The organism is Pseudomonas sp. PsB (assembly GCF_043658375.1).
Lineage (GTDB): Bacteria > Pseudomonadota > Gammaproteobacteria > Pseudomonadales > Pseudomonadaceae > Aquipseudomonas > Aquipseudomonas putida_Z.
This window is the reverse complement of the sequence record NZ_JBIGLU010000039.1, coordinates 1-15,704: the sequence shown is the minus strand read 5'-3', so window position 1 is coordinate 15,704 and position 15,704 is coordinate 1. Positions and strand designations below refer to the sequence as shown.

The 15,704-nt window shown below is 63.2% G+C and carries 14 protein-coding genes; 8 read left to right on the top strand and 6 right to left on the bottom strand.

Annotated elements, in window-relative coordinates:
* Positions 1-25 precede the first annotated feature (25 nt).
* Positions 26-499 carry a YMGG-like glycine zipper-containing protein gene (locus tag ACGLHT_RS26290; RefSeq protein ID WP_025338638.1) on the bottom strand — a complete coding sequence of 158 codons (474 nt, stop codon included), beginning with the start codon at positions 497-499 and terminating at the stop codon, positions 26-28.
* Between the two features lie 151 nt (positions 500-650).
* On the opposite strand from ACGLHT_RS26290, the gene ACGLHT_RS26285 reads away from it, so the two are divergent.
* The 5 genes from ACGLHT_RS26285 (at position 651) to ACGLHT_RS26265 (ending at position 5,731) form a co-directional block, all read left to right on the top strand.
* Positions 651-1,247, top strand: a complete 597-nt coding sequence (locus ACGLHT_RS26285) for a paraquat-inducible protein A (RefSeq protein ID WP_025338639.1) — start codon at positions 651-653, stop codon at positions 1,245-1,247.
* The gene (locus tag ACGLHT_RS26280; RefSeq protein ID WP_274120267.1) at positions 1,244-1,888 is read left to right on the top strand and encodes a paraquat-inducible protein A; all 645 of its coding nucleotides are present in this window, start codon (positions 1,244-1,246) and stop codon (positions 1,886-1,888) included. Before ACGLHT_RS26285 ends, ACGLHT_RS26280 begins: the two co-directional genes overlap by 4 nt.
* Positions 1,872-3,512 (top strand): intermembrane transport protein PqiB, encoded by a 1,641-nt coding sequence (locus tag ACGLHT_RS26275; protein ID WP_137163596.1) that lies wholly within the window; start codon positions 1,872-1,874, stop codon positions 3,510-3,512. The genes ACGLHT_RS26280 and ACGLHT_RS26275 overlap by 17 nt, the downstream gene beginning before the upstream one ends.
* 11 nt (positions 3,513-3,523) lie before the next feature.
* Positions 3,524-4,060: a membrane integrity-associated transporter subunit PqiC gene (locus ACGLHT_RS26270; RefSeq protein ID WP_137163597.1), complete on the top strand. Its 537-nt coding sequence runs from the start codon at positions 3,524-3,526 to the stop codon at positions 4,058-4,060.
* A gap of 285 nt (positions 4,061-4,345) precedes the next feature.
* Positions 4,346-5,731 carry an amino acid permease gene (locus tag ACGLHT_RS26265; protein WP_085618504.1) on the top strand — a complete coding sequence of 462 codons (1,386 nt, stop codon included), beginning with the start codon at positions 4,346-4,348 and terminating at the stop codon, positions 5,729-5,731.
* 140 nt (positions 5,732-5,871) lie between these two features.
* Here the strand turns inward: ACGLHT_RS26265 and ACGLHT_RS26260 are convergent, their stop codons facing one another.
* Entirely contained in the window at positions 5,872-7,317 is a 1,446-nt protein-coding gene (locus ACGLHT_RS26260; protein ID WP_137164787.1) for a PucR family transcriptional regulator, read from the bottom strand.
* Between the two features lie 168 nt (positions 7,318-7,485).
* Positions 7,486-9,249 carry a phosphoethanolamine transferase CptA gene (locus ACGLHT_RS26255; protein WP_274079494.1) on the bottom strand — a complete coding sequence of 588 codons (1,764 nt, stop codon included), beginning with the start codon at positions 9,247-9,249 and terminating at the stop codon, positions 7,486-7,488.
* 153 nt (positions 9,250-9,402) lie between these two features.
* On the opposite strand from ACGLHT_RS26255, the gene ACGLHT_RS26250 reads away from it, so the two are divergent.
* Positions 9,403-9,549 (top strand): DUF2986 domain-containing protein, encoded by a 147-nt coding sequence (locus ACGLHT_RS26250; protein WP_015269977.1) that lies wholly within the window; start codon positions 9,403-9,405, stop codon positions 9,547-9,549.
* A 157-nt stretch (positions 9,550-9,706) separates the two neighbouring features.
* On the opposite strand, the gene ACGLHT_RS26245 is transcribed toward ACGLHT_RS26250, so the two are convergent.
* From ACGLHT_RS26245 to ACGLHT_RS26235, 3 genes are all read right to left on the bottom strand, one after another.
* Entirely contained in the window at positions 9,707-10,075 is a 369-nt protein-coding gene (locus tag ACGLHT_RS26245; RefSeq protein ID WP_075044839.1) for a hypothetical protein, read from the bottom strand.
* 258 nt (positions 10,076-10,333) lie between these two features.
* Positions 10,334-11,662, bottom strand: a complete 1,329-nt coding sequence (locus ACGLHT_RS26240; RefSeq protein WP_274079493.1) for an MFS transporter — start codon at positions 11,660-11,662, stop codon at positions 10,334-10,336.
* A gap of 164 nt (positions 11,663-11,826) precedes the next feature.
* Positions 11,827-12,840 carry a GlxA family transcriptional regulator gene (locus tag ACGLHT_RS26235; RefSeq protein ID WP_137163600.1) on the bottom strand — a complete coding sequence of 338 codons (1,014 nt, stop codon included), beginning with the start codon at positions 12,838-12,840 and terminating at the stop codon, positions 11,827-11,829.
* A 329-nt stretch (positions 12,841-13,169) separates the two neighbouring features.
* Here ACGLHT_RS26235 and ACGLHT_RS26230 point away from each other — a divergent pair, with 329 nt between their 5' ends.
* Both ACGLHT_RS26230 and ACGLHT_RS26225 read left to right on the top strand, forming a co-directional pair.
* Complete coding sequence (locus ACGLHT_RS26230; protein ID WP_249352826.1) at positions 13,170-14,093, top strand: LysR family transcriptional regulator; 924 nt, start codon at positions 13,170-13,172, stop codon at positions 14,091-14,093.
* Between the two features lie 168 nt (positions 14,094-14,261).
* Positions 14,262-15,497, top strand: a complete 1,236-nt coding sequence (locus ACGLHT_RS26225) for an SRPBCC family protein (protein WP_137163601.1) — start codon at positions 14,262-14,264, stop codon at positions 15,495-15,497.
* Positions 15,498-15,704 lie beyond the last annotated feature (207 nt).

Genomic DNA, 15,704 nt, shown 5'->3' with positions numbered 1-15,704 from the left:
TGCAGGAGCATGGCGTGCCCGTCGGTCAGGGGTTGACCTGATAGCCGCGCCCTTGCAGGCACCCGGCATAGGCACTGGCATGAGCCTGGGCTTTCGCTTCGTCCTGGCCGCGCCGGTCCTGACGGCGGTCCTGACGCTGGCGCATGCCACCGACCGCAGCACCGGCGGCGGCCACTTCGCCGGCGCGGTTCTGCCGGTATTGCTCCTTGGCATCGTCACCGACCCGGTCATACAGCTCGTCGTGCTGGTTGCCGCGCACCTGCGCGCCTGCCGCACCGGCAACCGCGCCGGCAGCGGCACCGCGTACCCGGCCACCGACATGGGGGTCGCTGGAGGTCGCGGCACTGTTCGCGGCATTGGTCGCGACGGTATTGCAATCATTGATATCCAGTTGCATCTGCTGGCTGCTCTGGCCCTTGAGCGGCACCACCGACTGCGCCTGGGTTGCCGATGCCGCGCACAGCAGCACCAGCAGGCAACTCCACGTCATCGTACGCATGGCAAACCTCCAGCGGGTGGGGATCCCGTTTCACAGAATAGTTCGCCTTTGCTGCCGATGATGGCAGTTTTGCCGGGATGGTCTAAACCGGATATCAAACGTGGTTCGCCTGCGTATCACGGCGTGAATCCGGGCTACCTGTGGAAACCCCATGAGCCAGACCCAGCACCTGATCATCTGTGAGTACTGTGACACGGTGTACCACCGTGCGCCGCTGCTCAAGCACCAGCGCGCCGTTTGCCAGCGCTGTGGCGGCGTGCTGTACCGGCACACCTCGCTGACCGTACAGCAGCGGCTTGCCCTGAGCGTGACGGGTGGCATCCTGCTGGTGTTCGCCAATTTCTACCCGGTGATGACCATCGGCATGCAGGGGCTCACCCATTCCGCGACATTATGGGACTCGGTGCAGATACTCAGCCACGGCAGTATCACCTTCATCGCCCTGGTCATGGCCTTGTCGATCATCTTTGCGCCGGTGCTGCAGATTACCCTGTTGTGCTGGCTACTGAGTTTCGCCCTGGCCGGCCAGCGCGCCCCCGGCTTTGCCCTGTGCATGCGCAGCCTGGAGAGCCTGCGGCCGTGGAGCATGCTGGAGGTGTGCCTGCTGGGGGCGATGGTGGCGGTGATCAAGCTGGCGGGGTTGCTCGATGTGATACCCGGCATCGGCCTGCTGGCCCTGGCCGCCCTGAGCATGCTGATCATCCATATCGCCGGCAAGGACATCCGCGACCTTTGGGAGCAGGTATGAATAGCCCGGCCAACGCCGACGACCTGGGCCTGTGCCTGTGCCATGGCTGCGGCCAGGCCTGCGAACTGGGTAGCGGCAAGCACACCTGCGAGCGCTGTGGTGTCGCCATCCATCGGCGCAAGGCCAATGCCATCAGCCGCGGCTGGGCGTTTCTGCTGGCGGCGCTGGTTTTCTACATCCCCGCCAATCTGCTGCCGGTGATGCACACCGAAATGCTCGGCAGTGGCAGCGCAAGCACCATTGGCGGTGGTGTGCTGGAGTTCTGGGAGGCAGGGGCCTGGGACATCGCACTGATCATCTTCATCGCCAGCGTGGGCGTGCCGGCCATCAAGTTCTTCTCGCTCGGCCTGTTGCTGTTCACCGCCCAGCGCGGTTCTACCTGGGCCTGCCGACAGCGCTCGCAGCTGTACCGTTTCGTCGAGCTGATCGGCTACTGGTCGATGCTCGATGTGATGGTGGTGGCGCTGGTGGCGGCGCTGGTGCAACTGCGCGGGCTGGGCACCATCGAGCCGCGGGTGGGCATCCTGTTTTTCGGCATGGTGGTGGTACTGACCATGTTTTCTGCGATGAGCTTCGATCCACGCCTGATCTGGGATAGCCGTGCCAACGAGGGAGGCCGCATTGATGGTGCAACAGACTGACAAGCGCGAGGGCGCGGGGCAGGTTGAAGTGCACACCCGGCGCTGGAGTGTGTCGCTGGTATGGATCGTGCCGATACTGGCGATCCTGATCGGCGCTTCGCTGGTGGTGCGCAACTGGATGCAGCAGGGCCCGGTCATCGCCATTTCCTTCCACACCGGGGAAGGGCTGGTGGCGCACAAGACCCAGGTCAAGTACCGCAGCGTGGTGATCGGCGAAGTCACCACGGTGGACCTGGCCGACGACAAGAAGAGCGTGGTTGCCAAGGTTCAGCTGTCCAACGACGCCCGCGCGTTCGCCACCCAGGGGGCGCGCTTCTGGGTGGTGCGGCCACGCATTGGCGTGGGCGGCGTGTCCGGTGTGGACACGCTGCTGTCGGGCAGTTTCATCGGGGCGGATTCCGGCGCATCGAAAGTGCCGGAGAAGTCCTTTGTCGGCCTGGAGCTGCCACCGCCGATCACCTACGACGAAAAGGGCAAGCGCTTTGTGCTCACCGCCAGTGACCTGGGGTCGCTGGATATTGGCTCGTCGATCTACTACCGCAAGATCCCGGTGGGCGAGGTGGTGTCCTTTGCCCTGCAGGGCGATGGCAAGGGCGTGGAGATCGGCGTGTTCGTGCAGGCCCCCTACGACAGCTTCGTCACCGCCGATACCCGCTTCTGGAACGCCAGTGGCGTGGACATGCAGATCGGTGCCAACGGCCTGAAGATCGATACCGAATCACTGTCGTCAATCCTGGTGGGCGGGCTGGCCTTTGGCTCGCCCGACTTCGCCCCGCAAGCCGAGCCCGCTGCCGACCAGGCGCGCTTCCAACTGTTTGCCGACCGCGACACCGCCCTGGCACCGCCCAGTGGCCAGGCGCAGTACCTGCAATTGCGCTTCGACCAGGCCATGCGCGGCCTGTCGGTGGGAGCGCCGGTGGAGTTCAAGGGTGTGGAGTTTGGCCGGGTCACTTCGGTCAAGCTCGACTACGATGCCACCCGGCAGACCTTCCCGGTGGTGGTCGATGCGGTGATCTACCCGCAGCGGCTGGGGCCGGTGCACCGCAAGATGCTGGCCGTGTTCAAGCACGCCGAAGGCGACATGGACGGTGCGCGCCGGCTGATCGGCACCTTCGTCGAGCACGGGCTGCGGGCCCAGGCGCGCAGCGGCAACCTGATCACCGGGCAGATGTTCATTTCCCTGGACTTCTACCCCGATGCCCCCAAGGTGGCCTTCGACAAGACCGCAGACCCTATCACCATCCCCACCTTGCCCGGCAGCCTGGAGCAGTTGCAGGAACAGCTGCAGCGGGTGGTGGAGCGCATCAGCAAACTGCCGCTGGAGAGCATCGCCAACAACCTGGACGGCAGCCTGCGAGAGTTGCGCGCCAGCCTCAAGCAGTTCAATGGCCAGACGCTGCCGGACGTGAAGGTGGCGCTGGACGAAGTGCACAAGACCCTGCGCACGGCCAATTCGGCCATTTCAGAGGACTCGCCGCAGCGCGAGCGGATGGGCGAAACCCTGGACGAACTGGAGCGCATGTCGCGTTCGCTGCGTGACCTTGCCGATTACCTGGGCCGGCACCCCGAGTCGCTGATACGCGGCCGGCCGAAAGCGGCCACTGCCGCCGACCTTGAACCCTGAGGAGACAGCCGATGCATCGACTGCGCAATGTGTGTGGCGCCGGCCTGCTGGCCGTGCTGTGGGGCTGCAGCAGTACCCCGAACAACTATCACACGCTGGTACCGAGCGAACCGGTGCGCGACGGTGGCCAGCGCATCCAGGTGGCGAGGGTGGCCGTGCCGCCGCAGGTGGACCGCCCGCAGTTGGTGGTACGGCAAGGGCAGAGCGGCCTGGCCATCCTCGAGACGGAGTGGTGGGGGGCCAACCTGGTGGATGAGTTCCGCAGCGCTTTGCAGGACCAGTTGGGCGGGCCGGTGGGTGGCGGCAAGGCGTTGCTGCGGGTGGACGTGCAGCGCTTCGATAGCGTGCCGGGGCGCTATGCCTCGCTGGAGGTGGTATGGCGCCTGACGCGCTCGGGTGAGGCCGAACTGACCTGCCGTACCTCGCTGCAGACGCCCGCGGACAACAGCATCGCCAGCCTGGTCAATGCCCACCAGGCCAACCTGCGCAAACTGGCCGAGGCAGTGCGGGGGAGTGCCCGGCAGGGCAGCTGTTCTACATCTGCCTGAGCATCTCGCCGACCGTTGTAGGAGCGGCCTTGTGTCGCGAAAGGGCCGCAAAGCGGCCCCAGCAATTGTTGCTGTAACGCTGAAAGCCGGGGGCCGCTTCGCGGCCCTATCGCGACACAAGGCCGCTCCTACACAGAGCGCTTCTGCGAATTTCCCGAATTTCCTTCATACATTTGTACAGGCCAGCGCCTGCGCACCTGTTTTTTTGCGATAGGCCATGCTCTGGCCCCTGCATACCCTTGCGAAGCGGCAATGTTGATTACTAATAATAAAAGGAGACAACCAATGCCGATTCAGTCGGAGCATGACCCGCGTCTCAAGCGTGCCCTCAAGACCCGGCACATCAGCATGCTGGCCCTGGGCGGTGTGATCGGGGCCGGTCTGTTCGTAGGGTCCAGCGCGGTTATCGCATCAACCGGCCCGGGTGCCTTCATCACCTATGCCATCACCGGCCTGATCGTCGCGCTGGTGATGCGCATGCTCGGCGAAATGGCCGCCGCGCACCCGGCCAAAGGTTCGTTCGTCGACTACGCCCGGTTGGCCTTCGGGCGCCCGGCCGGGTACATGACCGGTTGGCTGTACTGGTACTTCTGGGTGATCGTGGTCGGCTTCGAGGCGGTGGTCGGCGGGCAGATCATCAATGCCTGGCTGCCCGATATCCCGGTGTGGGCCATTGCCCTTGGCCTGATGGTCGGCATGACCTTGCTCAACCTGATGTCGGTGCACTCGTTTGGCGAGGCCGAATACTGGTTTGCCGGCATCAAGGTCGCGGCCATCGTGGTGTTTCTGGTCGTGGCCGGGTTGTACGTGTTCAACCTGTGGCCTGGCTCCAGCGCCAGTTTTGCCAACCTCACCCAGCATGGCGGCTTCCTGCCCCACGGGGTGGGCGCGCTGTTCACCGGGGTGGTGGTGGTGATCTTCTCCATGACCGGTGTGGAAGTCGCCACCCTGGCGGCGGCCGAATCGGAAGACCCGTCGCGCAACATCCGCAAGGCAGTGAACACGGTGATGCTGCGCATCCTGGTGTTCTTCGTGCTGGCGACGTTCTTCATCGTGGTGGCACAGCCATGGACCTCGATCACCCCCGGCAAGTCGCCGTTCGTGACCACCCTGGAGCATATCGGCATTCCCGGCGCAGGCGACATGCTCACCGTGGTCATCCTAGTGGCGGTGCTGTCGGTACTCAATGCCGGCCTGTATACCTCGTCGCGGTTGCTCTACGTGCTGGCCTCCAACGGTGAGGCGCCACGCTGGGTGGCCAAGGTCAGTGGCAATGGCGTACCCGTACGCGGGGTGATTGCCTCGACCCTGGTGGGTTATGGCTGCGTGGTGATTGCGGCGCTGTGGCCGGATACCGTGTTCCAGTTCCTGATCAACTCGTCCGGCACGGTGTTCCTGTTCGTCTACCTGGTGATCTGCCTGTCGCAGCTCAGGCTGCGGCGCAAATGGGTGGCGGAAGGTACGCTGAAGTTCGCCATGTGGGGGCATCCTTGGTTGCCGTTGCTGGTGACCGGGTCGATCGTGGCGGTGCTGGTGAGCATGGCCTTCGACCCGAGCATGCGGGTGAGCCTGGGGCAATGCGTGGTTGCGATTGTGGTGATTGCGGTTTCGTATGCGATGGTGCGGGGGCCGCGGGGGCAGCAGCCTGGTGCAGAGGTTGGGTTGAACTAAGGTGTATTTGGGGCCGCTTTGCGGCCCTATCGCGACACAAGGCCGCTCCTGCAAGGGATCGCATCAGGTCGGACCTGTATGCGATCTCCTTGTAGGAGCGGCCTTGTGTCGCGACAGGGGCGCAAAGCGCCCCCAAGGGCCTAGACCAGATGCTCGAACAGGTCGGTATTCTTCCCCGCCTGAATCGCAATCCAGAACCGCGCAATCCCGCCGGTAGTGGTCGGCTTGATCCCGGTAAGCTGCTCCACCAGCTTCAGCCGGTACACCAGCGTCTGCCGGTGAATCCCCAAATCATACGCCGTGGCCTTCCAGTTGCCGTCGTTGTGCAGAAAGGTGACCAACGTCTGCAGCAGCGCCGCACCCTGGGTGCGGTCATGCTCGATCAGCGGCCCCAGGTAACGCCCCACCAGCGCCCGCGCCTCGGCCAGCGACTTGGGCGCCATGATCAGGCCGGTTTCCGCCTCGCCATAGCGCAGTTGCTGCGCGCCACTTTCCTCGGCCTGGGTCAGCGCCAGGCGGGCTTGGCGCACGCTCTCGCGAAAGCCGGTGGCCGCCGCGATCGGCCCGCTGATACCAATTACCGTACCCTCGCCGAGGTTGTGGCACAGCGCCGTCAGGCTTGGCGCGTCGTCACGGCTGATCGCCAGCAGCAGGCCTTTGTCGTCGAGCAGTAGCGGCGTGGAGTGATGCAGGGCAGGGGCCTGGTGGATGTCGGCGCTGCTCCATGGGCCGTGGCTGCCCGGCCTGATCGCCAGGCTCACCAGGGTGCCGACCAGGCCACGGCGCTCCAGCATCGGCCGCGCCAGGCTGAACTCCGTCTCGCTGTCGAGCAGGCTGCGCAGCAGCGCTGCGCCTTCATCGCGCTGCTGGTCGCGGTGGATCATCAGGCGTTCCAGTTCCACCCCCAGCAAGCCGACCAGCGAGCGCACCAGGATGGCGTCATCCTGCGTGCGTGTGCCTTTGCGCGCCATCAGCAGGTTGGCGCGGGCGCGGCCGCCGATCGGGATGCGTTCCACCCGCTCGGCAGCCTGCGCGGCCCGGCGGGTTTCGACCACGGTGGTGCCGCTGGGGGCATCCTCGATGGCCAGGTCGAGGCCGAGGGTGTCGGCCAGGATCGCCAGGCGCCCAGCCATGTCGGGGGCTTTGCGCAAGGCGTCGGCGTAGGTCTGGAACAGCCGCTCGCTGGCGTTGAAACGCTCGCGCTGGGCCTGCAGCACGCTCTCGATCACGTAGTGCGACAGCTTGACGAACTCCAGTTCGAAGCTGCCATGCAGCACCGGGAACAGCAGGCGGTCGGCGGCGGCCAGCAGTTCGCCGGACAGCGCCGGCGCATCGGCCCGCGGCGCCACCACCAGGGCACTGGGGTTGCTCTGCACCAGTTGCTCCAGCCAGCTCACCTGGTCTGCCGGGGCGCTGGGCAGGCCGACGCCGGTGGTCATCACCAGGTCGCCTGGCGATACCCAGCGCCAGGGGTCTGGCAAGTCGACGGTGTGGGCCCAGGTGATCAGCCTGCCGGTGCCGGCCGCGCCAGCCACGGCCTGCAACTTGAGCAGTTCGATATCGATCAGGTCCTGCACCGTGAGCATGGGCATCTCTCATACCAAAGATGCGCCAAGCATGGCGTTTTACGCTGGGGCGGTAAACCTTTGTTCGCGGTGCAGCCGCTCTTACAGGACAGTGCGCATCTTTGTGGGAGCGGCCTTGTGTCGCGAAAGGGGCGCAAAGCGCCCCCGGCAATCCCTACCGCGCAACACTCAGTTCAGGTTCTTGCCACTACTGGCCGTCTCCCGCACCCGCTCGGCCTTGTCCAGCGGCAGGTGGTCGAACTCGCGCAGTCCATCCTTGCGGTACGGGTCGCCAATCCAGCGTGGTGCCACCACGAACTGCGGGCTCACCAGGCTCTTGGCCGGTTCGTAACGGTCATAGCTCAGCCCGGCCAGGTCGGACAGGGTATGGATCAGGTGCGAGCTGCTGTAGGGCCGGTCGGCCATCGCCTGCAGGTCGCGCGGGTGCTCGGCCTGCCAGCTGGGCGAAGTCCACAGCAAGAACGGGATGGTGTACATCGGTCGGGTCGGCGCGCCTTCGTTGCGCCCCAGGCGGTCGTGGTTGCCAGAGCTGTACACATCTTCGCCATGGTCGGACAGGTACAGCAGGAAACCATTGGAGGTACTGGCCGAGTAACGCTTGATCAGGCTCGACACCACGTAGTCGTTGTAGCGCACCGCGTTATCGTAGAAGTTGTAGGTTTCCACCTGGTCATCGGTCAGCTTGCCGGGCACCCCCTGGCGGTCGTTGAAGTGCGCGTAGTCGTTCGGGTAGCGGTAGCGATAGTCCATGTGCGTACCCAGCAGGTGCACGATGATGAACTTGTTCGGCGCCGGGTCCTGCAGGGCCTTCTCGAACGGCGTCAGCACCACGTCGTCGTACTGGCTGGCATTCTGGTTGCGCTGGTTGTTCAGGTACACCGGCGCGTCCGTCTGCTGCGAGAAGGTGGTCAGCATGGTGTTGCGCTTGGTCATGGTCTGCTGGTTGGTGATCCAGAAGGTCTTGTAGCCGGCCTGTTTCATCAGGTTGATCAGCGACGGGTCGGTGAGGAAGCGGTCCGGGTTCTGCTCGTCGCCGAAGGTGAGGATCTGCTGCATCACTTCGATGGTGTACGGGCGTGGCGACACCACATTGCGGAACACCGTCAGGCTCTTGTCGCTGGCGGCCAGCGCATCGAGGTTGGGCGTGGTGTCGCGGTTGTAGCCGTACAGGTGCATGTGCTCGCGGGTGGTGGATTCGCCCAGCACCAGCACCAGCGTGCGCGGCGCTGCCCCGCTGCTGTCACGCAGGTTTTGCAGGGGCGGCAGCGCGGCGTTCTTGGCCAGCAGCTCCTGCATGTTGTCCAGCTGCTGGCGGTACTGGCGGTAGCCGACCAGCAGTTGCCAGGGCACGGCGGGTTCCATGCGCTGCTGCACCTTTTCCGCCGCGTCGGCGAAGCTGCGTTCCTGGGTGACCATCTGCTTGTAGAACGGGTACACCAGGTTGGCCAGCAGCAACAGGGCGACCACCGGCAGGCGGCTGCGCAGCGGCAGGCTGACCGGGCGTACGCGCTTCCACAGCAGCACCGCCACCAGCGTGTACAGCAGCAGTGCCAGGCCCAGCCAGGCGCTGAAGTACTGGCTGAAGTACTCACCGGCCTCGGCGGTGTTGGACTCGAACATCACGAAGATGACGCTTTGCGAGAACTCCTGGCGATAGATGCCGAAGTAGCTCAGACCCACCAGCGAAGCAGCCCACAACACCAGGCCGATGACCGCTGCCGTGGCGCGAGTGAAGCGCGGCAGCAGCAGTACCGGGGCCAGCCACAGGCTGCTGAGGAAGAATGCATCGCGAAAACCGGCAAAGCCGGTGGTACCACTGAACAGCAGCAACGCCTGGGTCACGCCCGAGAAGTACCAGAAGAACAGCAAAAGCCAGCCCAGGCCGGCCCAGTCCACGCGCTTGGGCGAGGAGGGGGATGGAGTGTGTGACACGTATGCCTCGTCGTACTTGGCGGCCAGCGGATGTGCCCGTGGCCGGAAAGGGCGTGACGCTAATCTGCCGAGCGTGAAAATAACGTCAACGAGACGCTGGCCCAGGCAAGGTATGATGTGTTCAGCCAAACCAGACTGACAGGTCGAGTGAGAATGAACCGTCGCAAGAAGATCAAGCAGCTACTGCAGGCGCATGCCAAGAAGGCCAGCGCCAAGCTGGCGCCGCGCAAGCCCAAGTACATTTGCAAGGCCGACCGTTTGAAGATGGAGGCCGAGGCTGCAGCGGATACCCCCACCTGACTGACTGGCGCGGACCTTGTAGGAGCGGCCTTGTGTCGCGATCGGGCCGCTTAGCGGCCCCACGATTTCAGCATTGAAGCAGATATCGCCGGGGCCGCTCTGCGGCCCGATCGCGACACAAGGCCGCTCCTACAGGGGGCGCGTTGGCTGCTTGCGGTCAACGGCGATAGTAGCGGTGGTCATCATTGTAGCGGTGGTGCATGGCCCGCTCATGGCGGTGCTCCCAGTCGCGTCGCCGTTCCCAGTCGCGTCGGCGTTCCCAGTCTCGCCGGCGCTCCCAATCACGGCGGGCCTGCTCGCGGCGCCACTGTTCGCGGCGCCAGTCGCTGCGGTGGTCATGCCAGCGGTCGTCATCGTGGGCCAGCAGTGTGGCTGGCTGTTCATCGGCCACACTGGCCACCCTGGACCAGGGGTTGCCGGCAGGCTGCAACGGTGATTGAACCACCGGGGCTGCCACTACGGGCGCCTTCATTTGTGTTGCCGATGCCGTGCCCATCGCCGCGAACGAGAACAGGCCGAGCAGCATCAACCTTGCGACATGTATTTTCATGAGCGAAGCCAACCTCTGATAACAATTGAGCCATCTGGCCAGCAGGTGTCGGCGAAGCTTGTCTCGCGTTTCGCTACCTTTCTGTGCCTCCCACATAGACCGGTAAACGGGAAAAAGTTCGCAGCGGCAACAACTTGTAGAACTTCTGCGCTTCAAAACAGATAGTCGGTTGGCGCGCCCCCCTGTGGGAGCGGCTTCAGCCGCGAACACCGGCGAAGCCGGTGCCATGTACCGTTAGCCCAGGGCGGCCGCCTGCTGCAGGTTCAGCGAACGGGTTTCCGGGGCCAGGGCCCAGGACAGCAGCAGCCCGAAGAAAGTGATGGCAGCGGCCACGTACATGGTTTGCGCAATACCCAGCACGTCTAACGAAACCGGCACCAGGTAGGTACCCACTGCCGCGCCGATGCGCGAGACGGAGGTGCCCATGCCGACCGCGAAGGCGCGGATTTCCGTGGGGAAGATTTCGTTCGGGTAGACCAGCGTCAGCACCTGCGCACCACCAATGAACAACGCATACAGGGCGAAGAACACCAGGATCCAGATACCCGCGCTGCTATGGAACGCGCCCAGGCACAGCAAGGCCAGCCCCGACACCAGGAAGCTGTAGAGCAACAGGTTGCGGCGGCCGATGACGTTGATCAGGCGGGTGGCGACCATGCAGCCGACCACGAAGAACAGCGTGATCAGTACCGAACCGATCGAGGCGCTGTCACCTTTCACATTCAGCGCCGCCAGCACCTTGGGCGCAAACGCATAGACCGAGAACAGCGGGATGATGCAGCAGGTCCAGAACACGATGACGAACAGCATGCGCTTGCCGTAACCGGCATACAGCAGGCTCCAGATGTTCACTTTGTGCTCGGTGCCCTGCTCGGGCAGGTTGCGCAGGGAGAAGTCATTGCCATATACCGCCTTGATCACCTGTTCTGCCTCGGCGCTGCGGCCTTTGCTCAGCAGCCAACGCGGTGATTCGGGGGTGCCGATACGTACCATGAAAAGGGCCAGGCCAATGGTCGCGGAGCTGGCCAGTACCAGGCGCCAGGCGTCCTCGGCACCGGTGCGCAGCAGCAGTTCGCCGACGATGTAGGCAGCCGCCGCACCGGCAAACCAGAGGATGGTGAGCATGGCCAGGCGTGGGCCGCGGTACTTGCGGGGCATGAACTCGACCAGCAGCGAGGTGGCAACCGGGTATTCGATGCCGACCGCAATGCCGATGACCAGCCGCAGCAGGAAGATGGCCAAGGCCGAGTCGGCCCAGAACTGCCCGAGCGAGGCGACGATGAACAAGGTTGGCCCGACGAAGAACAGGCGCTTGCGGCCAAGGCGGTCGGTCAGCCAGCCGCCGAGGAAGCCGCCAAAGAAAATGCCGATCAGCGCCGAGGCGGCGATCAGGCCTTCCCAGAAGCTGTTCAGTGACAACGCAGTGCTGATGTGCGCCAGGGCGACGCCGATAATGCTCAAGACATAGCCATCGACGAACGAGCCACCGCCAGAGCGCAGCGTGAGAAGTTTGTGGAACCTGTTCAGCGGTACATCTTCGACTGAGATATTTGGACTTGTCATTCTTGTCTCCCGATATGGTTTTTCGAGTAAAAGGGCAGCGCGGCCTCCAAGGCGGGGCCGTGAAGCCATCTCGAAAATTCAGTGATCGATGGCTATACGATTGTTTTTATTGTCAGTGCCGGGGGCGGCCTGTTCAGAAACCTTCCTTGCGCGCTCCTTGTATTTCAAATTTCATAGCGCACTTCTTTTGAAGGTGGGTGGCCGAAGAACGCACTGTAGGACCTGCTGAAGTGGGTGCACGACACAAAGCCGCAGGCGATTGACACATCGAAGATCGATGCATTGGAGTTCTGGATCAGGCGCCGCGCTTCGGTAATGCGCAACTGGAAGTAGTATTTCTGCGGGGTGGTGTCGAGCTGGTCCTTGAACAGGCGCTGCACCTGGCGTACGGACAAACCGACAGCCTGGGACAACTGGCCGGGTGACAGCGGCTCCTCGAGGTTGGCCTCCATCAGCTTGATGATTTCGCGCAGGGGTCGGCTGACCTTGGGCTGCAGGGGCTTTTGCACGCTGCGGAACTTGCTTTGGTCGTGGTCCAGCGTGTCGAGCACCGCATCGGCGAGCGCGTGGCTGCAGCCAATGTTCAGCCACTGCAGCATCATTTCGAAGGCGCCCGCCGGCGAGGCGGCGGTCAGCCGGTCGCGGTCGAGCACCAGGGCATCGTGGGTGACCAATGCGTGCGGCACCCGCTCGGCCAGGGCAATGCGCTGCTCGGGGTGGATGGCGCAGCGGTAGCCGTCGAGCAGGCCGGCGCTGCCCAGGTACCAGGCGCCGTTCCACAAGCCGCCCAGCACCACCGGGAACCTGGCCAGCCGCTTCAGCAGGGCGGTCAGCCAGCCGGGTACCGTGCGCGCGGCCCGCAAGCCACCGCAGACCACCATGATGTCCAGGTCGCACAGGCGCACATCGGTCAGCGGCGTGTCTGGGCGAATGGGGATGGCCAGGTCGCTCATCACTTCGTTGTGGTTGTGGCTGAAGGTATGCACCCTGATCGAGCCAGGAGCGATCAGGTTGGCGGTGACCAGCACATCCAGCGCCTGGGTGAAACTGGGCAGGGAAAAGTTCTCCAGCAGCAGAAAACCGACCCGCGACGGCTTTGGGCGCGTGGTGGGTTGTGCCATGAACCCCAGGTTGCGCTCTTTGAAGGTGTGGCTGAATGTTCTTGTAGTTATTGTCATGTGTCACCCAGATGCCGAGGTCCGAGGTTCGGCTGACTAATAGAGTGAAAGCCATTCCAGGCGGGTGGATCTGGCATACAGGTCGGCAACTAATGTATGGGTGCAGCAAGGATGAAGTCCAACGACATTTTGTGCGGTTTCTTTGATAACCCAGTGTTATTGGTGAATTCGGCGATTCTTCGCATAACCCAAGGTTATGCGTAAAGTAATTTAAGTGCCGATGTGTTTTTTTACCCGCTGTGTACGATTCAAGTGTCCTGTACCCGGAATGAGGAGAACACACCAGGATGTCACAGCGGCAAGTTGATCCCGATACCCTGTTACTTCGCATGCCTTCATTACGTGCTGTCAAAGCGTTTGTCGCGGCAGCCAAGTACCAGAGTTTCACCCGGGCCGCAGAGGCGCTGTGTGTGTCGCAGGCGGCGATCAGCCGGCAGATTCGTGAATTGGAAACTTACCTGAGCGCGCAGTTGTTCGAACGTGTGGGCCGTGCGGTTGAGCTTACCCCGGCAGGTTCGGTGTTTTTCGAGGCGTCGCAGTTGTCGTTCGTCAATATTGCCCAGGCGGCGGAGCGGATACGCCATACACCGCTGGAAAAGCACGTGCTGACGATTTGTTGCTCCCCGGCGTTTTCCGCGTTCTGGTTGTCGCATCACATCAACGAGTTTCGCGCAAACAACCCGGATATCGAGCTCAACCTGATCACCACGCAAAACTTTCTGACGCGGGAGCCCGGTGTGGAGCCGGATGTGATCATCTCCAAGTTTGCCAATGTGGGTGATGCCTACACCATCTACCCGCTGTGCCATGACGTGATTTACCCGGTGTGCACGCCGCAGTACCTCGCGCGTCACCCCGAGATCGGCACGCTGCAAGGCCTGTGCAACAGCGCGCTGCTGGACTTGAGCCCGTACGGCCGGGCTGGTGTGGCCGAGCATGTGGACTGGAGTGTGTGGCTGGCATTCCACAACGTGGACATCGATGAGCGTGGCGCCGACAGCCCGCCACTGTTCCACGCCAATGACTACAGCCTGATCATCAACATGGTGCTGGCCCACCAGGGGGTTGCCCTGGGCTGGAACCAGCTGGTGGCCAGCCTGGTCGAGCAGGGCCGGTTGACCAGGCCGGTGCGTGAACAAGTCACGTTGCGCAACAGCCTGCATTACCTGGCCTGCAAGGAAAATACCGATTACGACGCCTGCGGGCGGGTACGCGACTGGGTACTGTCAAAGTTTACCTGGTGGAAAGTCTGAAACCGTCAATACATAACAACGCATTATGAATTGTGCTTTGAAAATGTCGTTTGAAGCGGGCGGGGCTGAAGTTTAACTTGCGAGAAAGTTTCAGTTGGCTGGTTACAAGAAAAATGGTTCGGTAATTGTCAGCGGTTGTCGTGAACACCGTGTGGCTGGAGGATAATAATGAATAGCAATGAATCCGTCATTGGCCTGATCAAACAGCGCAAGCCGCGGCATGTATTGCCCCGGGAACTGTATCTGGACCCGGAAGTGTATCGCCAGGACCTTGAGCATATCTGGCACAAGGAATGGATCTTCGCCGGCCACACATTCGAGATTCCCAAGGCCGGCCAGTATTTCACCCTGCAGATCGGCGACTACCCGGTGGCTGTCGTGCGTGGCAAGGATGGCGAAGTGCGCGCGTTCCACAATGCCTGCCGCCACCGCGGTGCCAAGGTGTGCGAACACGCTGCGGGTAAAGTCGCCAAGCTGGTGTGCCCTTACCACAAGTGGACATTCGAGCTGGATGGCAACCTGATCTATGCCGGCAACATGGGCGCGGATTTCGATAAGTCGCAATACAACCTCAAGCCGGTGCATGTGGAGGTCGTCCACACCTACATCTACGTGTGCGTGGCGCAACAGGCGCCGGACTTCAGCAGCTTCCGCGCGGCGGTCAGCCCCTTCATCGCCCCGCACGCCCTGGAAAACTGCAAGGTCGCCTTCGAGTCCAACCTGATCGAGAAGGGCAACTGGAAGCTGGTGTTCGAAAACAACCGCGAGTGCTACCACTGCGACGGCACCCACCCCGAGTTGCTCAACTCGTTCGTCGAGAACCTGTCGGTGGCCGGTGTGGGCGGTGACGACGACCCGGAGCTGGTGGCCCACTGGACCCGCTGTGAAACGGCCGGCATGCCCAGCCGCCTGGTCATGGACCCACTGGGGCGCTTCCGCATGACCCGCATCCCGCTCTCGGCCGGCGCCGTCAGCTACACCATGGACGGCAAGCCCGCCGTCAACGGGCGGTTGGACAGCAGTGGCGAGGCGGATATCGGTGCTTTGCTGTACTTCAACTATCCCTCTACCTGGAACCATTTCCTTGGCGACCACGCGCTGAGTTTCCGCGTGCTGCCGATTGGCCCGGGGGAAACCTTGGTGACTACCAAGTGGCTGGTGCCGGAGTCGGCGGTGGAAGGGGTCGACTATGACCTCGACCGGTTGACCAAGGTATGGCTGGCGACCAACGACCAGGACCGCCGCTTGGTGGAAGGGACCCATGCGGGCGTTTCTTCGCCCAGCTATGAACCCGGGCCGTTCTCGGAGAATGCCGAGAACGGGGTGTGCCAGTTCGACGACTGGTACTGCGCGACCATGCTCGAGCGGCTGAGTGGGCGTGTGCCGTTGAAATCGGTGGGCTGAACATCCGGGCATGCTCGAGAAGCAGGTGTTGTGATGGATGGCACCGGCTTCGCCGTTGTTCGCGGCTAAAGCCGCTCCTACAGGTACGGCGTGAGCCCGAAGCCTGCGGAGTACCTGTGGGAGCGGGCATGCCCGCGAAGCAGGCGACGCGGTGGATGGCACCGGCTACGCCGGTGTTCGCGGCCACGGCCGCTCCCACAGGTACAG